Consider the following 20,814-nt stretch of genomic DNA (forward strand, 5'->3'; position numbering starts at 1 on the left):
CGTCGAGCTGGTGGTCACCGACACGCGCGTCTGGGCGCGTGGCGCGACGACGCACTGGGACCTCGCGCCGTCGATCGTGTTGGGCAGCAACGGTTTCGACCTGGTGGTCGGTGAGTCGCTGACCCCGCCGACCCAGGTGAGCTCCGTGGTGCAGTACGTGCCCGCCGAGGCCGTCGCGTTGCTGCCGCGCGTCCCGTCCGTGGTCGACGGGCTGGTCGCGGTGTTCGGCGCCGTGCTGGAGAACCTGCGCGTCAGCGCGCCGTGCGAGCGGATCATGGTGATCTGCCCGACGGAATGGGGTGCGTCGCGTCGTTCCGTGCTCGACCAGGCGGCTCGGCGGTTCACCACGGACGTGGTGTTCGAGGAGATGGCGGCGCGGGCCGTCGCGGCGGACGAGGGCACCAGCCACAGCCGTCGCACGCTGGTGCTGGAATTCGGTGCGCTCACCACCACGGCCAGCACGGTGATCCGCAGCCATCAGGGAGTGCACGTCGAATCGTGTGAGCACGCGCCAACTCTCGCGCTCGCCGAGATACTCCCGGAATCGAGCGGTTTCACCACCCTGTGCGCGCTGCTCGACCGGTTGCTCGATGGTCAGCCCGCCGATCTGGCGCAGTCGGTCGGTGTCACCGATGCGGCGAAACTCGACGTGCTTCGCGCGGCCGTGCAGCAGCGCTGCGGAACGGGTGTCGCGCTGCGAGCGCTGGCCGGGCCGGATCTGGTCCGCGGTCAGCAGACCGAGCCGATCCAGCAACCGGAGTTGCCGACCGCGCTGCCGCAGTCCGAATGGATGCAGCCGCTGCGTGAACGTGCTGCGGCGCAACAGCCGCGGCGTAACGGGCTCGGTTATGTGGGCGCGGCGGTCGCTGCGATCGTCGTTGTCGGTGCCGCTATTGTCGGCGGGGTTGTCCTGCTGAATGGACCCGACGACGGTCCGACTGCCGCTCCGGGCACTTCAGCGCCCAGCAGCGAATCGGTGCCCAGCAGCACCGTCGACCCGCCCAGCAGCACTGCTGCCGTCGGGCCGGAAACGTATGGGCGCATCCGTTTTCAGGTTCCGGATGGTTGGCACATGGCCTCGGCGCCCGATGCCAGCGGCAGGTCCCGGGTCGAATTATCCCCAGACGATGGTGCCCGGCTACGTGTCACAGTGACGCAAACGCCGGTTGCTCCGGGGTCGAGCTATGAGCAGGTTGCGGCGCGACTCGAGATGCAGATGAAGCAACGGCCCGCCGGGGTCATGTCCGAGCTGAAACGCGATGTCGTTTACGGAGGACGCTCCACGCTTGCCTATACCGAACGGCCCGGTGACGGTTCTACTGTCCGCTGGCATGTGCTGGTGGAGTACGGAATCCAGGTCAGTATCGGCTGCCAATATGCGGACAACAATTGGCAGGCGTTGTCGACTACTTGTGAGAACTTCGGTAGTTCGGTCCGTGTAATTCCGTGAATTCTGGTGCGTAGCACACTTAGCAGGGGACACTCGGCTAGTAGAGGGTCTGCGTAATCATCGGCTACTGGCCGCCGCGCAACACCTGCCGGTGGCGTATGGAAGCCGAGTGAATTGTGCGCGGCAGACAAACGAACGCGGGGTTCACATAATTCGGGCCCCCGGCAAAAAGCTTGCCGGGGGCCCGAATTGGCCGAGACAGGATCTCAGAAAAGGCCTGCGAGGCTGGTGTCGGTGGCCTGCAGATCGGTGTTACCGGTGCTGACAGCCCGACCGGCGGTCTCCAGCGTGGCGTTCAGCTGGGTGACGTTCTGGTTCCACTGCGTCTGGAGCTGGGCGAACGCGTCGTTGGCGTCACCCTTCCAGTGGTTGGTCACGAAGTCGGTGACCTGCTTGTGGAAGTCCTCGAGCATGGCCGTGATGTTCCGAGCTTCGGCCACGATGGACTGAGCGCCAGCCTCGACCGCGCCGAAGTTCGAGGAAATTGTGCTTGGGTCGTTTGCTACCATCTGGAGCTTCTCCTTGGTATCTGGTGGTTCGGCTGAGCGATCAGGGGAGGTTCAGGCTGGAGGCCTGCTGTGCCACCTGCTGGGCAAACTGCTCGTCCTGGGCCGCGAAGGAATGACCGGCCTTGGACAGACTGTCCGCAGTCTGGTCCAGCGTGTCGTTCAGCTTGCGCGCCTGGGCGAAGTAGTTGTCCATCAGCGCATCGAACGCCGCACGGGCCTGGCCTTGCCAGGTCCGGGTGGTTTCATCCGACTTCGTGTCCAGCATCTGAATCGCCTTCACCAGCTCAGCGTGGCGATCCCTGGCGTTTTGTGCGAACTTATCGATGAGGATTTTGTCCGCTGAGAGCTGTCCTGCCATTTCGGCTCCTTCTCGGTTTCCCGTCTCGGCCAACGGCATGAGCCCCCAGTTGGCCTGTACATCTGATTGGACGCTCCGCAGGTCTGATCGGTTCCATCCGACTCGAGAAAGTTTGGATCTCCCCCAACGGAGACCAGACCCCAGCGTCCTTCGACCTGCTCACCCGTGCTGGCGGGGCCGCGTATGGGCCGCTCGTCAGGCTACGGACGTTGTCGACTTGGCATGCTTGCAGCGCCAGCGCTCGGCTCCCCTCCTTCCCCCTGCTCGCTGATGTCTTGATTGGCGAGTGGGCTGGCTGGTTGTACCTTACCCAACCACTATGGCTCCCGCTACAGCAGATCGTGGGTGTATCGGTAAGGAAAGTGCGGCGGTGTGGCGCGCGGCCAGGTGCTACTGGCTGTTGGCGAGCAGAGCGTACTGAGCCGCTGCCCGCTGCTGGCTGTCTTGCAGTTGAGTGCTCCAGACATAGCCGACGTAGTTGCGGTACCGAACGGCACAAACCCAGTCTTTTACGTATCTGTCGGTCGGCAGCTCGGCGCATTTGCTGTCCGGCACCATGGGCGGCGCCTGGCGGGTATCCGGTGCGTCGAGGATCGTCGACCAAAGCGCCTGGGCTGCGTCGATATCCCGCGTTCGGATCAGGATCGCTCCGTCCAAAAACCGGTCGATACCCTTGCCGAAGCTTTGGGCGATTCCTCTGGTGTAACTGTTCGTTGACGGCGAGTAGGCGCCCGAGAAGGCGAAACGTTCGCCGGGGGCGTAGAGATTCTTCGCCGCTGCGCGGTCTGTCTGCCAGTGTAGAAATCCTTGCAGTTCATAGGTTGCGAGGCTGCCGACACTGGGAACCGCGAGCTTGCCCGGGTTCAGGACTCGGCGGATTACGCCGTCGGGGTCGAGGTCCAATCGCAGGGTCTGTTCGGCTGACAGTGGCGCGAGAGTGTCGAGCATCGGCAGTTGTGCTGTATAAACCTTCTCGACAAGCGAGGTCAGGTCGGCCAGGTCCGGCTTTGATGTGGAGATGAATGTACTGACCACATAGTTTCCGTGGCTGATGACCGAACCGATCGTCGGAGTTCCGGGACGCCAATGAGAACGGGCCACCGGGTACTTCGCGAGCTGTACACGCTCGTTCTGGTCCGAAGCCACAGAGAAATCAACCTCTTCGAATTCGGCTGCGGCCCGTTCTGCGGATTCGGAGTCTGGAAACTGCATGACCGTCACGGTGGTGAGCGTAGATTCCGGCGGCACGGCGACGTGGGGCTCCGGCCGGAAATCGCTACTACCGGAAGCGAATCCGAACAACATCTTGTTCCGAGCCGCGACCGGTACATTCTGTTCCGCCAGGACATTCTTGACATCGTCGGGCTTGGTGATTTCCTGCACACCGGTGCCGTAGCGCAGCTTGCTATCGATATCAATTCCGGTCGCCACATGGTTGGCCAGGCGCGAGATGGCCAGCGAGGTTCCGTGGCGTAACGAGTGCAGGTATTCGTCGTAGGAGTCCAGCGGTTCCGCGGAATAGGGACCGATGTCGAGGGTTCGGACGTCAATCTCTCCCGGCTGTGGTGCCCCGGTCGTCGGGGCGGCACACCCTGCGACGACGACCAGCGCGGCGGCGGCGATGTGCCACATGTGTCTTTTGGCCATGCTGCTCACTTCGCCTTCGTGAGAATCGCGTATTGCGCCGAGATCCTCTGGTGCACATCAATCAGCTGGTCCGACCACACCTCTGCGGTGTACCGGTCATAAGAAGCTACGCAATGAAACCTGGCGACGAGCGAATCTTTCCCGCGGAACTCGTCACAGCGCGCATCGGGAAGATTCTTCGGCGAATCGATTCGGCGTCTGATCTTGTTCAGTGCGCTGTGGCTGTCTCGGATAAGCTGCGCACCTTTGGAATCCTCTGCGCGATACAGGCGTCCGGCGTTGTTCGCCATCCAATCGACCCCGGCTTCCTCGAAGAGCTTCTTGTCCCGCACGGGGTCATTGCTCATATGGAGCGCGCCGGCGCGGTCGTAGAGACCAGGAGGATTGCGCCAACCGTCTTCATTCGGCCGGGGAAGTGAACGGCCGAGCATGCCGTCTTGATCCAACGGGGTGTCCGTCAGCCTCTCCGACGGCGTCGGGCGGAACTCGCGCAGCTTGGCAGCCACCGTGTCGAGGCTGTGCTCCGCGAGCGCGACCATGGCGGGTAGGTCGGTGATGTCGAGCGTGATCTTGGCGTGGTCCGTGATTTTTGTGTAGATGACGTACTGTCCGCTTGCCTGGAGTGCCTGAAGCTTCTGCGTTCCCGGTTTCCAGAACGCGAGAGCGTCTTGATGCCTGCCGAGGCTCACCGCATCACTCAAGCCGTTTCTCGCAGCGACGGCGGGTGCGAGAGCTGCAGCTGCTCGAATCGCGGATTGCGTGTCGGAGAACAACATTACGGTGTTCTCGAGAGCTGTCGCGATCAATACATCGCTGTCGGAGTACCCGAGACTATAGAAGCCTGCCGTGAAGCCGGGTGTAGCAGCTCGGAAGTTCTCGTCGGAAAGTTCTAGCTTATAGACGGCTTCGATGAATCCCCGTGTCGTGCTGACGTCGGAAATGAGCTGGTGACTGAACCGAGGGTCGATGTCCATCGGCAACGGAACAAAACTGCCTAGGCGCTGACCTTCGCTCAGTCGGGCACGGTCTAGCCCGGGTTTACCGATCTCGCGCGCTGCGGTCGCATAGCTACCGACGTCGAGCTGGCTGACATCAACGACAGGTGTCGGCGGCGGTGAATCCGACCCGCATCCGGCTGCGCCCACGGACATGGCGACGATTCCGGCTGCCAGCGTTCTGAGTGATCTCCGCATCGTTCCCTCCATCGACCGGCAAGAGGAGAACGAGTCGACGAACAGCGATTCCCCCCGGGTATACGTTCGTGCGCTGGTCACCCCTGCGCGGCGACGTATCGCAGTCGGCAACATAGCACCCGGGACGGTGAGTCCGCGACATTGCGGGAGCTACCGCACCCGCTTCTGCAACAGCGGCACCAGCTTGTCGAGCAGCACCTGCTCCGAGCCTGCACTCCAATTGCGGAAGGCGGCTACAGCTTCGGCATCGTCGAGCGGAATGACGGTGGCCCGAGTGCCCGCGACTTGATAGGGCAGCCCGCGCAGCCCGCCGCTGCCTGCGTCTTCATCGGTCCGTACCGCGAGCACGAAGCTGTCCGCGTTGACCTCGAGCGACTGCGCGTTGGGCAGCGCGCGCAACGTTTCATCACCCTGTTTGGGATAGTTCGGGTTGTAGACGAAACCCAAGTCTTCGAGGAACTTGGTCTGCGCCGAACCGCCCAGGAAAATCGAGACCTGTTTGCTCCGTGGCACATCCACCACCGTGATGGTCTTGCCGCGGAATGCCGGATTGGTGGCTCGGGCCTGCTCGATCGACGGCAACGAACTCACCGCGACGGTGGAGGCGGCCGAGACCGTGCCGGTGGCGACGCTGGTATTGGCGGAGTCGTTCCCGCCCAACGTCCAGATCCCGATGCCTACGGCCAGTGCGACGACGACGGCACCGGCACCTGTTCCGACCAACCATCGTTTGCGGGAACCGGGCGGCGCGGACACCAGTGCGTGCGGAGCCGAAACCGCAACGCGTGGATCGGTATTCGGCCGCGGATCGAAGACCTGGATGGGATAGGTCGGCGAGGTGTTCGTGGGGGCGGGGTTGTGCCCGGGGATGAGGGCGCTTGCGGCCGCGTCGGTGAACTCGCGGCAGGTGTTGTATCGGTCGGTGGGGTCTTTGGCCAGCGCCTTGGCGAAGACGTGATCGATGGCGGGCGGTAGGCCGGGGTCGACGGCGGTGGCCAGCGGTGGCGGCTCGTGCAGGTGGCCCATCATGACCAGCGCGGGTTGCGTTGCCGGGTACGGGTTTCGGCCGGTGAGTAGCTTGAAGAAGGCGCAGGCGAGGCTGTAGATGTCGGCGCGGTGGTCCAGGTGGCCGCCGACCAGTTGTTCGGGCGGGGCGTAGGCGATGGTGGCGACGAAGCTGCCGGTCTGGGTGAGTTCGGTGGTGTCGTCGTTGGACTTGGCGACGCCGAAATCGGTGAGCAGGACGCGTTCTTCGTCACCCTCGGTGGAGGAGAGCAGGAAGTTGGCGGGCTTGACGTCGCGGTGCAGCAAGCCTTTTCGGTGCGCGTAATCGAGGCCTTTGCCCACCTCGGTGGTAATGCGTAGTGCGCGTAGCGGATTCATCGAATGCCGGTCGCGGGTCAGTTCCGCGGAGGCGTCGGTGCCGTCGACGTACTGCATGGCGATCCACAGTCGGCCGTCTTCTTCGCCACGGTTGTAGACCGACACGATGTTCGGATGGTCGAGTCCGGCGGCGAGATTGGCTTCGCGCTCGAAGCGGGTGCGGAACTCGTGGTCGTTGCTGAGTTCGCCGCTGAGCACCTTCAGCGCGTCCATCCGCGGCAGGCTGGGATGTTTGGCCAGGTAAACGGTGCCCATGCCGCCCGCACCGAGCACGCCCTGGACGCGGTACCCGCCCACGATGGTGCCGGGGCTTATCGCCATGATCCACAATCTCCTGATTCGGTGCTCCCCACGCGGCAGCATACTGGACCGCTCGGGATGGGATGGCCGCGTCGCATTACCGGCTGTTGGCGAAGATTGCGTACTGCGCGGCGGCGCGTTGGTGGACGTCGAGCAACTGGTTACCGGTCACGAATCCCGCGTATTGGCGGTAAGCGACGACACAGGTGAATCGCTTCATCTCGAAGTCGAAGGCCTCCTGTCTGTGCTCGACGCAGGCCGAATCGGGCACATTCGGTGGTGCGGCGGCGTCGTTCGCGACCGGAGCGGGGGTGAGTCTTTCGGCGACAATCTTCTTCGCCGCCGCCGCGTCGGGCGTGCGAGCGACAATTGTTCCGTCGGAAACGGCGAAGCGGTCCGCGTTCATCGCGCTGAAGCGCTGTTTCGCGACACTCAAATCATCGGCGTACTGGATGATTCCGCGCAAATTGTAGAGCGCCTGCGTGCCTATTGCCGGTCGTTCGATTTTGTTCGGATTCAGTGCGCGGCTCAGCAGCTGATCCGGGTCCCATGGCAGCTGATACGTCTCTTCTTCGGTGAGCGGCTTCAGCTGGTCGAGCACGGGAAGCTGGGCGTCGTAGGACTTTTCGGCGAGCGCCGTCAGTGCGGGCAGGTCCGGACCGTTGGAGGAGACGAGCAGGGCGACGACGTAGGGACCGTGGGCCAGGGTGGCGCGCAGGAACGGCGCGTCCGGCCGCCACTGGGCCCGGGCGGCCGGATACTTCGGCAGTGGCACCCGCTGGTTGTCGCGGTTGGCGGCCAGGTCGGCGTCGTGGAATTCGGCCGCTGCCGCCGTTGCCCGCTCGACGTCGGGAAACTGCATGACCATCGTCGAGATCGTCGTCGTGTTCTGCCGGGTCTTGACCGGCCAGCCGGACGGAATGATCGACGTCTTCTGATCGAAACCGGTGGTCCGGAAGCCGAAGAGCAGTTTGTGCCGCGCGGCGATCGGCTTCAGATCGGGCTCGATGCCGAGTTCGGAGGGCAGCGAGCCACGGGTTATCTCGAACGGCAGCTGGCTGTATTTCAGTTTCGGGTCTATTTCGTAGGCGGGGACCACGTAGTCCGACAACCGCATCGCGGCGACGTGCGGCATGGCGACGAAATCAGGTTTGTAGTCGTCGTCATGCGCATTGAGCGGCTCGGTCGGGTAGGACCCGGTGTCGAGCGTGCGAATGTCGATCTCGGCGGGCGCCACGGTCCCGGGCATGGTGGATCCGCAGGCTGTGAGGCCCGCCGTGAGCACAGCGGCGAGGGGAATCAGGAACGCGCGCCTCATCGGGCATTCACCAGCACTGTGTATTCGGCCGCGATCCGCTGTTGGGCGTCCAATAGCTGGTGCGACGCGGAGAACGCGGCGTAGCGGTCATAAGACACCGAGCAGTAGAAGCGGATCGCCAGGTTGCCGCGCCCGATGTATTCCTTGCACTCGGCGATCGGCAGGTTGGCGGGGGAGTCGGCCTTCTTGAATCGCTTCGTGAGTCCGCCGAGGTCCTGCTGCAACGTCGTGGCCGCGGCGGCATCACGGGCTCGATAGAGGTCGATCCCGTTCGCCGCGAAGCGGTCGACGCCGGCTTTCTCGATGTCGCGCAGCACATCGGCCGCGTTGTTGGCGAAGTGGATAGCGGTGCGGCCGTGGTACGCGCCGGGCGGATTGAGCCACGAGTCTTCGCGGGGGCGGGCGATGGTGCGGTTCAGCATGCCGTCCAGATCGATCTGCAGGTTCATGAGCTGGTCGGGCGGGGTGGGGGTGAACTTGGTGATGGACGGAACCACCGTGTCCAGGCTCTTCTCCACCAGCGCGATCAGGGCGGGTAGGTCGACCTTCTCGATATAGATCTTCAGGTAGTCGTAGACCCAGGTGTAGACGACGAATTTGCCGGTGGCATACCAGGATCCGATCGACTGCTGGTTCGGCTGCCAATGGGCGTGGGCCGCCGGGTATTTCGGTATCGGCACCGCGGTGTTGCGATTGCTTGCCTCGTAGTCGACCCGTTCCAGTGCCGCCGCCGCGTCTTTGGCCTTCTGTTCGTCCGGAAAGATCATGACCGCGTTCATCAGATCGATGCCTCGGTTCTCGGCCTCGGTGCGGCCGAAGCTCTGGAAGCCAGCGACGAAGTCCGCGGCGGCCTCGGCGAACCGGTCCACCGCCATCACCTTGCCGAGTGCGGCCTCCGGATCGACGAACACCGTCGCCATGAACGGATTGCCGTGCATGAAGCGCGGATCGATGTCCAGTGCCGCTGGCACGAAATTGCCGAGCCGCTCCGCTTCGATAATTCGAGCCTGGTCGAGACTTTTCACGGTGGCTAATTGGCGCGGCTTCGTATCGTAATTTCCCACGTCGAGCGCGCTGAGTTCGATGGACGGAGGCCGGCTGTTCGTCGGCTGCTCGTCCGATCCGCAGCCGCCGCTGGCGACGACCAGTGCTGCCGTCGCGACCAGGGCATACGTCGTTCGGCGTGGCATCGTCTTCGCGTGCGGCGGCAAGGTCCCTCCCCGGACGGACTGTGGTTCCCGCGGAATCCTACGTCACCGCGTGCGGCGGTACCTGACCATAAAGTTTGCGGGACCGCCTCACAGACTGTTCGCCAGCAGCGCGTATTCGGCGGCCACCTTCTGCCGGACATCCGGTTCTTTGTCGCTGGTGACGACACCCACATAACGTTTGTAGGCGACGTAGCACCGGAACTTGTATTCGCGCTCCGGATTGCCCTTGCTGTTGAGCTGCAGGCATTTCGCGCCGGGCACGTCTTTCGGTGCGCCCAGCGTGTCGTAGTGCGCGCCTTCACTTTCCATCAAGCCTGCGGCCAGTTCCTGGGCGGCGGCGCTGTCCCTGGTGCGCGCGACGTAGCTGTCGTCGGCGATGGCTTGACGGTCCACACCCGCCTCTTGGATCAGGCGCAGGTGTGCCGCTTCGTCGTCGGCGCGGTGCACCATGTGGTGCGGGCCGAAAATGGCGAAGGTGGCGGTGTCGGGGGTGCGGTTCTTGCGGTCGCTGACGGCGACCCGGGCGAGCAACCCTTCGGGGTCGACCGGCAAGTCCGCGATCTTCTCCTGCGGGGTGGCCTGGAACTTGTCCAGCTGGGCCACCTCGGCGGCGAGGGATTTGTCGACCCACTCCACCAGGTCGGTGCTGTCGGCGCGCGGGCGCTGGATGAACAAGGAGATGACGAATTCCTTGTGGGCCATGAAGGTGCCGACGGTGGGAACGCCGGGGCGCCAATGGATGTAGGCGTCCGGGTAAGCGGTGGAGGGCAGTTTGCGGTTCTCCGGTGAGATCGCGATGTCGACGTCCTCGAGCTCGCGCGCGGCGAGTTTCGCGATCGCCTGGTCCGGGAAGCGGAACAGCGCGATGGTGACCGCGGTGGCCTCGGGCGCCGGGTTGGTCTGTCCCTCGGGGTCCGGTCGATCGGCGCCGCTGGCGGCGTAGCCGGTGATCAGCTTGCGGTCCTCGAAGACCGGCTTGGAGGACTTGGCGACGAAATCGAGCGCCCGATCGGCGTCGGCGACCACGGCGCTGCCCCGGCCGACCTTCAGCGAGGGGTCGATCCGCACGGTCGGGGCCACCGCGTCGGACATGCGCATGCCCTCGACCAGCGCGGCTTTGTCGCCCGCGTCCTGGTCGTACCGGTGTCGGTCGACCGCGTAGGTGCCGACCTCCAGCTGGCGTACGTCGATCTCACCTGCGGTGGCGGTGCCCGGCACACCGCCGCAGCCGGTCAGCAGACCAGCCACTGTGATACACGATGCGACCAGCGCGATACGTGATGTCCGAACCATGACCGGCCCCTCGTTTCCTCCACGTGCTGCCACTGAAGTTACCGGACGGACGCCGGGCAGGGGGCCCGATAGTTGTGGGATTGCAATACCCTGGGTCCTGTGCAAACGACCCCGCAACGCCCCCTTCGCCGAGGCCGATTCCGTTGATGGAGCGGCAGGTCGAGGTCGTTGTCGGTAGTCATGCGGTGGCTCGCGTCGCGGGATCGGTGGTGGTCGTCGCGCATCGCGGACCGGGCAGGCCGACCCAGGATTCGCCGGCTGCGCTGGCGCTGGAATCGCTGGCCGAATTGGTTCGTACCGCCACCGAGCACGAGCCGAACGGGCCGGGGGCCGTGGTGGCGCGCGAGGCCACGCGCTGGTTGATGAAGCACGCCGAGCAGATCAGCCCGGGGGAGCCGATCGATTTCGGGATTCTGTCCACCGCGGAGAACGGCGGGGTGGCGATCTTTCTGCACGGTGCGGTGACGGCGGTGCTGGCCGGGGACGGCGCGGTCGAGCGCTATCGCGGCAGCGACGCGGCGTTCACCGTCGACCGGGTGGCCGGCGTGCCCGCCCGAGCCGTCGCGTTGTTCGTCGACGACGCGAAGGGGCGCATCCCCGAACTGCCCGCGGAGCGCGGCATCGGCTGGCTCGTCGAGGGCATCGCGCAGGCGGGTGGCGTGATCATCTGGTCCGACGGGGCGCGGGCACGCTCCGGTGCGGTACGCGAAGCGGCGCACCGGCGCCACGAGGAGGCGCCGCTGCCGACCGCGCGCATCGACCACGACCCGCCACCGGAGCAGCGGCGAGAAGCGGAGCAGCCCACCGGAAGTCAGGCGGCGACCGCCGCGCACCGGACCGGCGGCGCCGCGGACCCGCAGCACGCGCCGACCCAGTTGCGCGGCACCACACCGGCCCCACCGCCGGATCCGGACCTGCAGCGCCGATTGGAAGCGACCGCGAAGTCCACCGCGCTCACCGTCAAGGTGATGGGCTTCAAGTGCGCCAGAGCGCATCCCAGCGATCCACGCGCGGCCTTCTGCACGGTGTGCGGCATGCCGGTGGACCAGACGCAGCCGCTGATCGAGGTGGTCCGGCCGCCGCTCGGCATGTTGATCCTCGACGACGGCGTCACCTTCGTGCTCGCCGCGGACGCGGTGATCGGCCGCGACCCGGAGCATTCCGACGCCGCCCACCGTGGGCTGGTCCCGTGGCGGGTGGAGGACTCCTCGGGCGGCATGTCCCGCGCGCACGCCGAGATCCACCTCATGAATTGGGATGTGACCGTGGTGGATCGCGGCTCGACCAACGGGACCCGCACCCGCCTACCCGGCTACCGCGACTGGATTCGCCTGGCTCCCAACCAATCCATGGTGCTGGTCCCGGGCGCGGAGGTCATGCTCGGCAATCGCGTGCTGCGCTTCGAGCCGATGGCGCCACCACCTTTCGGCGGATGAGCACGGACTCGGTCAGGAATACCGTGACATGCAGGTCTTTTCGCCGTTGATCACCCCGGCGCGGAAGGCATCGACCCGGGCGAAGCCGCTGCGCACCGTATTGCCCTCGGTGTCACTGGCCGCCAGTCCGTCGGTGAGCAGGCCGGAGACGGCCTCGTCGAGATCGCCTGCGGCCAGACCGATGTCGCCTTGGCCGGAGGTGCGGCCCGGCTGGGCGAGCTTGCCGGTGATCACACCGGACAGGCAGGCCGCGCGCAGGCCGGTCTTGGCGCCGACGAGCTGCTGGCCCTGGTTCTGCTGCACCGCGAGGGTGTAGCGGGAGATGAAGACGATGTAGCCGTTGTAGTCACCGGTCACTTTGTGCGGCAGCGGGTCGTCCACATCCCAGTTGGAGGCGCCGCGCTGCGCGAGGGCGGGGATGTCGGTGCCGATGGTGTTCTTCTCGGGGCAGTAGCTGACCGGCTCGGTGGGCACTCCGTTGCGGCAGGTGAGCTTGGCGCCGGAGTAGTCGTAGGTCGGTGACGGCTTGGTCGGCAGCAGCGCGGCGAGGGCCTTGCTGAGCTCGATCAGGGTCTCCTTGTTGATCTCGTATTCACCGCGACCCGTGTCGTTCTTGAAGTCCTTCGGCAGATTGCCGCGCCGCTGGGTGATCTCGTCCATGTCGATGCGCTTGCAGCCCTTCGGGCCGTCGGTGAAACCGACCTGCACGGCCGTGACGCGCTCGAAGGCCGAGCCGTGCACGCTCTCCGGATCGTCGGGGTCGGAGTCGCGGATGGCCACGGTAGCGGCGAGCACCGAGTTGAGACCATCGGAGGTATCGATGGTGAAGTGCTTGGACTTGCCCTCCGCGACCGAGCGCATGAACGCGCCTGCGAAGCAGTCGGCCTGCTGCTCCTTGACGATCACCGGATCCTTGGCGCCGACCAGCTTGGCCATGGTCTGCACCGCGTGCCCGTACTCGTGCGCGAGCACCATGACCACGGCCATCTTGCCGAACGTCTCCGTCATGGCGGGCAGCAGCACCGAGCGGTCCCAGCCGATGGAGTTGTCCAAGCGGCAGTACGCGGCGTTCACCAGATGAAAGGTGGTCTCCTTGCAGAATTCGACGGAGTCGCTACGCGGCGCCTTCGCGCTCCAGGAGATGAGCTTGTCGACCGGCTGGAAATCGGCGTTCCGGAACTCTTTGCCGAACTCGGTGCGCCAGTAGGTCTGGATGTCCTCGACGGCGTTGAGGGCCAGGGTGTCCTCGGCGCTACCGTCCCCATTGGCCGCCTTCAGCGTGCTGTCCGCGACGCCGGGCCGTGGGCCGTTGGGGCCACTGGTGGTTGGCAGTCCTGCCACCTTGAACGGGTCGTCGTAGATCGAGACGGCGCGGCCTTCCACGAGTCGGGTGCAGCCCGCGACCAGCAGCACGACGATCAGCGCGGCGGTAATGATCGCCGTCGCACGGACTTTCGGCAAGGCTCCCCCTCATCGGCCGGTATCGCGTTCACATCGGTCGCCGGATCGGGGTATCAGGCGCGTCGGGGGCACCGCCGATGTCCGGGTGATGGAATAGTATCCGCTGCATGTCTTCACCGGGGGCGCAGACCATCACCGTGCGCCATGATGGAAACGAACGAGTCTTCGATTCGAGCCAGCAGGTCACCATGGGTCGTGCGCCGGAGGTGACGCTGTTCGTCGACAGCCCGCTCGTTTCGCGGGTCCATGCGACGCTCGCATGGCAGGGTAGCGCCTGGGTGTTGTCGGACAATGGAAGCACTAATGGCGTGTTCGTGGACGCGCGCCGGTTGACCCAGGCGGTCTCGATCGATCGGCCCACCCAGGTGCGGCTCGGCGATGCGATCAGCGGTCCGCTGCTGCATCTGCTGCCCGCTAATCCGCAACCCCCGCAGCGGCCTTCGGTGCGGCCACCGCAGTCGGGTCAACAGCCGATGCCCGGTCAGCCGATTCCCGGCCCGTCGATGTCGGCGCAGCGGCCCGCCCAGCAATTCCAGCGTCCGGCATATCAACCGCCGCAGGATGCGCCGCCGCCGGTCAATATCAATATGACCACCCGGGCCGACACCTCGAACATGCCGCCGGTGCGCGCGCGAGCGTCGACCGCGGCCATCGCCAGGGCCGACCGGTTGCCCGCCGGGGGCCTGTCGATCGGTCGTACCACCGACAACCAGATCGTCGTCAACGATCCGCTGGCCTCGCGCAAGCACGCGCGCCTCGTCGCGGCCGCCGACGGGCTGACCATCGAGGACCTCGGTTCGGCCAACGGCACCTTCGTCAACGGCCACCGTCAGCAGCGGGCGGTGCTGCGCGAGCGCGACATCATCACCATCGGCAATATCGACTTCGTCGTCCAGCAGGGCACGCTGGTGCTCCGGCAGAAGCCGGTGGCCGAGCAGGGGCTCGCGGTCCACGGGGTCGGCTTCACCGTCGAGGGCAACAAGCAGCTGCTGGTCGATGTGAATATGCAGGCCAGCCGGGGCACGCTGACCGCGCTGATCGGTCCGTCCGGCGCGGGCAAGTCGACGCTGTCCAGATTGATCGCGGGGACCACGCAGCCCTCCGGCGGCGTGGTCACCTTCGAGGGTCGCAACCTACACGCCGAGTACGAGGCTTTGCGCTCCCGGATCGGCATGGTGCCGCAGGACGATGTGCTGCACCGTCAGCTCACCGTGCGCCAGGCACTCGGCTACGCGGCCGAGCTGCGGCTGCCGCCGGACAACAGCAGGGCCGACCGCCAGCAGGTGATCGACGGTGTGCTGAAAGAGCTTTCGCTGACCGAGCACGCCGACACCAGGGTGGACCGGCTCTCCGGCGGCCAGCGCAAGCGCGCGTCGGTCGCGCTGGAACTGCTCACCGGACCGTCCTTGCTGATCCTGGACGAGCCGACCTCGGGTCTGGACCCGGCGCTGGACCGGCAGGTGATGGTGATGCTGCGTGAGCTCGCCGACGCGGGCCGCGTGGTGATCGTGGTGACGCACTCCATCGCGCACCTGGACATGTGCGATCAGGTGCTGCTGCTCGCGCCCGGCGGCAAGACCGCCTACTGCGGCAACCCGGCCGGCGTCGGCGCCGCGCTCGGCACGACCGACTGGGCGGAGATCTTCGCCAATGTGGCGGCCAATCCGGATCAGGCGTTCGCCGCGTATCGATCCAGGCAGGCGTTCGCGCCACCGCCACCCCCGCCTCCGCAGCAATACGGGCCCGCGGGCTCGCCGCCGCAATCCAGTGGCGGGAAACAGTTCTCGACACTGTGCCGCAGACAGATCCGGCTGATCCTGGCCGACCGCGGTTATCTGTCGTTCCTGGTGATCCTGCCGTTCATCCTCGGCGCGCTCTCGCTGGTGGTGCCGGGCAAGGACGGTTTCCAGCGCGGGGCGTTGAAGGCGTTGCCGGACGGCACCTTCGTGCCGACCGGTGGCGGCGAGACCCAGCAGTTGCTGGTGGTGCTCATCCTCGGCGCCTGCTTCATGGGGTCCACGCTCACCGTGCGCGATCTGGTCGGCGAGCGCACCATCTTCCAGCGGGAACGGGCGGTCGGGTTGCTGCCGTCGGCGTACCTGTCGGCGAAGATCGCGGTGTTCAGTATCACCGCGCTACTGCAGTCGGCGGTGCTGGTCGGCATCGTGCTCGCGGGCAAGAAGCGGCCGGGTGAGGGTGCGGTGCTGGCCTCCGGCAGCGCCGAGCTGTATATCGACATCGCGCTGACCGCGGTGTGCTGTGTCGTTGTCGGCCTGCTGCTTTCGTCGCTGGCGAAGTCGAACGAGCAGGTGATGCCGCTGCTGGTGGTCGCCATCATGGTGCAGCTGGTGATGGCGGGCGGGTTGATCCCGGTCACCGGTCGCGTCGTGCTCGAGCAGGTGTCCTGGCTGTTCCCGGCGCGCTGGGGGTATGCGGCGGGGGCGTCGACGGTGAACATTCGCGAGGTGTTCCTCAACGCACAGCCCGACACCCTGTGGCAGCACACGGCGAGCATCTGGGCGTTGGACGTCGGGGTGCTGTTGCTGATCACCCTGGTGCTCGCCGTCATCACCTGGCGACGGCTGCGACTCAAGTCCTCGGCCGCGTGATGGGCGAGCGATTTTGCGGCCCCGACCGGGGGCTCCGGACAACAGCAAGCATCTCGGCCGCACACCAGGCACACTTATGCCTGTGACGGTGCGAGTAGGGGCGGTACATCTCGGCTGGGATGTGGTGTCCGTGGCCGCGGGTGGTGGAGGCACACCGATCCGCCCGGTTCAGGTGGAGGGCATGTGGACACCGCCGGCATATCTGCTGGCGGATTCGTCGGGACGGCTGCACACCGCAGGCGTGGACCGGCAGCGCCCGGACCTCGGCATGGCCATCGCCGACGTGCGCGACATTCTCGGCCACCCGCAGATCGTGGTGGCCGGCGCGACCTGGCCCGCGGAGCTGGTATTCCGGGCCAGGATGTACAACCCGCTCGCCGCCATCGGCAAGCACCTGCGCGGCAAGCCGGACCTGGTGGCGCTGCCGTATCCGGACGGCTGGCCGGACGAGAAGGTCGAGGTGTACGCCGCGCTCGTGGAGCAGCTCGATGTGACCGTCGAGCCGCTGCCGGAGAGCATCGCGCTTTCGGGGTATGTGCGCGCGCTCGGGCTGGTGCACCCGCCGGATCAGGCCAGGCCGCACGGCATCGGCGCGACCGGCGTGTACTCCGACGGCCGGACCATGCTGGTGGTCGCGGTGCACGGCGACGACGAACAGCCGACCGAGTCGGTCGACGTGCCGGTGACCGTGGAGTCCATGCGCGACGCCAGGTCCGCGGACAACGTGGTGATCGAGGTGATGGCCGCGGCGCGCTCGATCGGCGCGGACACCTCGACGGTGCTGCTGTCGGGCAACGTGTGTTTCAACGACGCGCTGCGGCTGGCCTTCCAGAATCATCTCGGGCATCGGCTGCAGGTGGCCGACCATCCGATGCACGCCCTGGTGCTCGGTGCGGCGCACCTGTTGGTGACCGACACCGAAGCGGCGGAGCCGGAGCCGGTGGGCAGGCATGCCGAGCCCGCCCCACCGCGGGTGGACCCCACGCAATTCCAGGACCCTGGCCCGCAATTTCGCGATCCGGCCGGGCACTATCGCGCCGAATCCGCGCCACAGCAGGCGGCCCCCGGGCAGCGCCAGGCCGGTGCCGCGCATCGGCAGGCCGAGTCGGCACAGCGCCAAGCGGAGTCGTCGCAGCGCCGAACGGAGCTGCCGCAACCCCACATGGATCCGTCTCCGCCACGATCGGTGCCGCCGGTGCAGTACGGGCCCGGTTATCCGACGACCGGCGAGGACCCCACTACGCGGATCAGCCGTGACGAGGTGCCGCGCGGGCTTCCGCCGAACCTCGCCGAGCTGGGTGGCCGCTTCACCCGGCCGCCGGGGCAGTACCCCGAGAATCAGCCGGCTCGGCCGCCCGCCGATCCGGGTGGCCAGGGCGGGCCGCCGCCCGGTCAGCGCTCGTATCAGGCGCCGCAGTCCGATGCCGCGCCGGAGCGGCCAGGGCCGTGGCAGGAGCCCGAGCCCGACGACGAGGACCGGCCCCGTAAGGGCAAGCTCTGGAACAAGATGAAGGACAACCTGTTCGGCGCGCACACGGTGGTCGGTGCGGTGGCGCTGGCCGTGGTCGCGCTGCCGGGCGGCGGTGATCGCGTCGAGCTGACCGCGGCCGAGGTGACTCTGGCGGCGGCGCCGGGACCGCTGGCAACAGCTGACCCGATCGCCTGTCCGCTGACGCCGTACGTGACCAACGAGGTCCGGCCGGGCATCTCGTCCGCTCGCGGGCATGCGGCGGGTGGCAGGCGCAACGATCGGGGCGTCGTGGATCAGGACTGTGAGCAGCCGGGCATCGACACCTTGCGCTACCTGCTGCCCGGGCCGCGGCGGGCCATCGATCCCGGTCCGCCGATCCAGATCTGACGCGATTTAGACCGGCCGATCCGGGCTGGTATTGTGGCTCGTTGGCGTATGGATGGCCGGGCAACCGGCTGTGCAATCGAAACCCGGGTCTCCACCGGCCGCCGGGAGCTTCGACCACATGCCTGGCCGGCAACACCGACTACAGACAGGGAAGCACTGTGCCTACGTACAGCCCCAAGGCGGGTGACGTGACCCGTCAGTGGTACGTCATCGACGCCACTGACGTAGTGCTCGGCCGTCTCGCCGTGCAGGCAGCGAATCTGCTGCGTGGCAAGACGAAGCCGACCTACGCACCGAACTTCGACGGTGGCGATTTCGTCATCATCATCAACGCCGACAAGGTTGCCATCAGCGGCAACAAGAAGGCGGACAAGCTGATCCACCACCACAGCGGGCATCCGGGCGGCCTCAAGTCGCGCACTGTCGGTCAGGTGTTGGAGAGCCGTCCGGACCGGCTCGTGGAGAAGGCCGTCAAGGGCATGATCCCGAAGAACAAGCTCGGCAACGCGATCGCGGGCAAGCTGAAGGTCTACGCAGGCCCGAACCACCCGCACGCCGCTCAGCAGCCCATTCCGTTCGAGATCAAGCAGGTGGCCCAGTGACCGCTCCCGAGGAGTTCAACGAGGAAGCCGTTGTCGAGGACTTCGACGCCGTTGAGGTTGTCGAGGACGGCGAAGGCTACGAAGAGGCCGAGGTCGCCGAGACCTTCGCCCCGGTCGTGATCGACCGCCCGGTGCAGACCGTCGGCCGCCGTAAGGAAGCCGTCGTCCGCGTGCGCATGGTGCCGGGCTCCGGCAACTTCGTGCTCAACGGCCGCACCATCGAGGATTACTTCCCGAACAAGGTGCACCAGCAGCTGGTCAAGTCGCCGCTGGTGACCGTGGAGCGCACCGAGAACTTCGACATCGTCGCCCTGCTGCACGGCGGCGGCCCGTCGGGACAGGCAGGCGCCCTGCGTCTGGCCATCGCCCGCGCGCTGATCGAGGTCACCCCGGACGACCGCCCCGCCCTGAAGCGGGCCGGCTTCCTGACTCGTGACCCCCGTGCCACCGAGCGTAAGAAGTACGGTCTGAAGAAGGCGCGTAAGGCGCCGCAGTACTCGAAGCGCTGATTTCGGCCTCGTCGACCACTGTCATCCGGCACCCTGGAGGTGCCGGGCGGTGTGGTCGGCGGGCAAGCTGTACGAGAGCAGGCGCCCAGCACGGCTGGTCGCCTGCTCTCGTGCTGTATAGAATTTGCGGCGCCCACGGGCCCTACGTGGTTACCCAGGCTGCCTTTTCCGGGCCTGACGCGGACGCCGCAGATCAACCCGCGGCGTCTCGGGCCCCTTGTGGCAACAGGCTGTCGCCTTCGGGCGCGCCGCGGATCCACCGATGAGGGGCTGAGGTATGGGACGTTTGTTCGGCACCGACGGAATCCGTGGGTTGGCCAACGAGTCGTTGAGTCCGGAACTGGCGCTGCGCGTTTCGGGTGCGGCCGCCCAGATTTTGAGCAGTGGCAAGAAGCGTCCCCTCGCGGTGGTCGGGCGCGACCCACGAGCCAGCGGTGAGATGCTCGAGGCCGCGGTGACCGCGGGGCTGACCGCCGCCGGGGTGAACGTGCTGCAGGTCGGCGTGCTGCCGACACCCGCCGTCGCCTACCTCACCGGGCTCTACGACGCGTGCTTCGGCGTGATGATCTCCGCCTCGCACAATCCCATGCCGGACAACGGCATCAAGATCTTCGCCGCGGGCGGGCACAAGCTCGACGACGCCATCGAGGACCGCATCGAGGCGCTGCTCGCCGAGGACGCCCCGCTGCGACCGACCGGGCGCGGCATCGGGCGCGTGGTCAACGCGTCCGGCGCGCGCGACCACGGACTGGCCATTCCGGAGCAGTACAGCGTCGCGAGCACCCACGAGCGGTACGTCGAGCATCTGGTCGAGGCGACCGCGCAGGATCTGTCCGGGCTGACCGTGGTGGTCGACTGTGCGCACGGCGCGGCCGCCGAGGTCGGGCCCGCCGCCTTCCGTGAGGCGGGTGCGACGGTGATCGCGATCAACGCCGAGCCGGACGGCCTCAACATCAACGATGGTTGCGGCTCAACGCATCTGGACACGGTGCGGCAGGCGGTGCGCGAGCACGGCGCCGACCTCGGCTTGGCCCTCGACGGCGACGCCGACCGGTGCCTCGCGGCCGATGCCGACGGCAATGTGGTCGACGGTGACGTCATCCTGGCGATCCTCGCCCTCGATATGCACGAGGCAGGCGAGCTGGCGAAGAACACCCTGGTCGGCACCGTGATGAGCAACCTCGGCCTGCACATCGCGATGCGCGAGGCCGGAATCACCTTGCTCACCACCGCCGTCGGCGACCGCTACGTGCTGGAGGAACTGCGCCGCGGCGGCTTCACGCTGGGCGGGGAGCAGTCCGGGCACGTGATCTTCCCGAAGTTCGGCACCACCGGCGACGGCGTGCTCACCGGCCTCAAACTGATGGCCAGGATGGCGCGCACCCGGCGCAGCCTCGCCGACCTGGCCACCGTATTGCAGACGGTGCCACAGGTATTGGTGAACGTGCCGGTCAGCGACAAAGCCGTGGTCGCGGCGGCGCCCGAAATCCGGGACGCGGTACAGGAAGCCGAGCGCATCCTCGGTGACTCCGGCCGAGTTCTGCTGCGCCCCAGCGGAACCGAGCAGCTGGTCCGGGTGATGGTCGAGGCCACCGATCCCGCGCAGGCCAGGCAGCTCGCCGACGATCTCGCCAAGCGCGTCGCCTCGGTGTGAGGCACGCCGGTCGGCGGTGCGGC

At 66.6% G+C, this 20,814-nt stretch carries 16 protein-coding genes; 7 read left to right on the plus strand and 9 right to left on the minus strand.

Annotation, left to right across the window (positions count from 1 at the left end; all coding sequences use genetic code 11):
- Positions 1-10: 10 nt before the first annotated feature.
- A complete protein-coding gene (locus ACIHA7_RS30265; RefSeq protein ID WP_397294306.1) occupies positions 11-1,450 on the plus strand; it encodes a type VII secretion-associated protein in 1,440 nt (479 codons plus the stop codon).
- 206 nt (positions 1,451-1,656) lie between these two features.
- Here the strand turns inward: ACIHA7_RS30265 and ACIHA7_RS30270 are convergent, their stop codons facing one another.
- The 8 genes from ACIHA7_RS30270 to ACIHA7_RS30305 all read right to left on the minus strand — a co-directional run bounded on the left by ACIHA7_RS30270 (position 1,657) and on the right by ACIHA7_RS30305 (position 10,617).
- Entirely contained in the window at positions 1,657-1,959 is a 303-nt protein-coding gene (locus ACIHA7_RS30270) for a WXG100 family type VII secretion target (protein ID WP_397294307.1), read from the minus strand.
- A gap of 40 nt (positions 1,960-1,999) precedes the next feature.
- Positions 2,000-2,317: a WXG100 family type VII secretion target gene (locus tag ACIHA7_RS30275; protein ID WP_397294308.1), complete on the minus strand. Its 318-nt coding sequence runs from the start codon at positions 2,315-2,317 to the stop codon at positions 2,000-2,002.
- A 390-nt stretch (positions 2,318-2,707) separates the two neighbouring features.
- Positions 2,708-3,973 carry a hypothetical protein gene (locus ACIHA7_RS30280; protein ID WP_397294309.1) on the minus strand — a complete coding sequence of 422 codons (1,266 nt, stop codon included), beginning with the start codon at positions 3,971-3,973 and terminating at the stop codon, positions 2,708-2,710.
- A complete protein-coding gene (locus ACIHA7_RS30285; RefSeq protein WP_397294310.1) occupies positions 3,970-5,157 on the minus strand; it encodes a hypothetical protein in 1,188 nt (395 codons plus the stop codon). Before ACIHA7_RS30285 ends, ACIHA7_RS30280 begins: the two co-directional genes overlap by 4 nt.
- Positions 5,158-5,307: 150 nt before the next feature.
- Positions 5,308-6,861, minus strand: coding sequence for a serine/threonine-protein kinase (locus ACIHA7_RS30290; protein ID WP_397294311.1), 1,554 nt, complete (start codon positions 6,859-6,861; stop codon positions 5,308-5,310).
- Positions 6,862-6,937: 76 nt separating this feature from the next.
- On the minus strand, positions 6,938-8,089 hold the full coding sequence (locus ACIHA7_RS30295) for a hypothetical protein (protein WP_397294312.1): 1,152 nt from the start codon (positions 8,087-8,089) through the stop codon (positions 6,938-6,940).
- A gap of 65 nt (positions 8,090-8,154) precedes the next feature.
- Positions 8,155-9,183 carry a hypothetical protein gene (locus ACIHA7_RS30300; RefSeq protein WP_397294313.1) on the minus strand — a complete coding sequence of 343 codons (1,029 nt, stop codon included), beginning with the start codon at positions 9,181-9,183 and terminating at the stop codon, positions 8,155-8,157.
- Between the two features lie 273 nt (positions 9,184-9,456).
- A complete protein-coding gene (locus ACIHA7_RS30305) occupies positions 9,457-10,617 on the minus strand; it encodes a hypothetical protein (protein ID WP_397294314.1) in 1,161 nt (386 codons plus the stop codon).
- Between the two features lie 191 nt (positions 10,618-10,808).
- On the opposite strand from ACIHA7_RS30305, the gene ACIHA7_RS30310 reads away from it, so the two are divergent.
- Complete coding sequence (locus tag ACIHA7_RS30310) at positions 10,809-12,098, plus strand: FHA domain-containing protein (protein WP_397294315.1); 1,290 nt, start codon at positions 10,809-10,811, stop codon at positions 12,096-12,098.
- Positions 12,099-12,110: 12 nt separating this feature from the next.
- Here ACIHA7_RS30310 and ACIHA7_RS30315 read toward each other — a convergent pair whose 3' ends face one another.
- Entirely contained in the window at positions 12,111-13,559 is a 1,449-nt protein-coding gene (locus ACIHA7_RS30315) for a metallopeptidase (protein ID WP_397294316.1), read from the minus strand.
- Between the two features lie 107 nt (positions 13,560-13,666).
- Here ACIHA7_RS30315 and ACIHA7_RS30320 point away from each other — a divergent pair, with 107 nt between their 5' ends.
- The 5 genes from ACIHA7_RS30320 (at position 13,667) to glmM (ending at position 20,791) form a co-directional block, all read left to right on the plus strand.
- Positions 13,667-16,168, plus strand: coding sequence for an FHA domain-containing protein (locus ACIHA7_RS30320; protein ID WP_397294317.1), 2,502 nt, complete (start codon positions 13,667-13,669; stop codon positions 16,166-16,168).
- Positions 16,169-16,244: 76 nt separating this feature from the next.
- On the plus strand, positions 16,245-18,026 hold the full coding sequence (locus ACIHA7_RS30325) for a hypothetical protein (protein ID WP_397294318.1): 1,782 nt from the start codon (positions 16,245-16,247) through the stop codon (positions 18,024-18,026).
- A 158-nt stretch (positions 18,027-18,184) separates the two neighbouring features.
- Positions 18,185-18,628 (plus strand): 50S ribosomal protein L13, encoded by a 444-nt coding sequence (gene rplM, locus ACIHA7_RS30330; RefSeq protein ID WP_107654232.1) that lies wholly within the window; start codon positions 18,185-18,187, stop codon positions 18,626-18,628.
- Complete coding sequence (gene rpsI, locus ACIHA7_RS30335; protein ID WP_397294319.1) at positions 18,625-19,137, plus strand: 30S ribosomal protein S9; 513 nt, start codon at positions 18,625-18,627, stop codon at positions 19,135-19,137. The genes rplM and rpsI overlap by 4 nt, the downstream gene beginning before the upstream one ends.
- 277 nt (positions 19,138-19,414) lie before the next feature.
- Positions 19,415-20,791 carry a phosphoglucosamine mutase gene (gene glmM, locus ACIHA7_RS30340; protein ID WP_397294320.1) on the plus strand — a complete coding sequence of 459 codons (1,377 nt, stop codon included), beginning with the start codon at positions 19,415-19,417 and terminating at the stop codon, positions 20,789-20,791.
- Positions 20,792-20,814: the final 23 nt, after the last annotated feature.

The organism is Nocardia sp. NPDC052316 (genome assembly GCF_044547795.1).
Taxonomy (GTDB): Bacteria; Actinomycetota; Actinomycetes; order Mycobacteriales; family Mycobacteriaceae; genus Nocardia.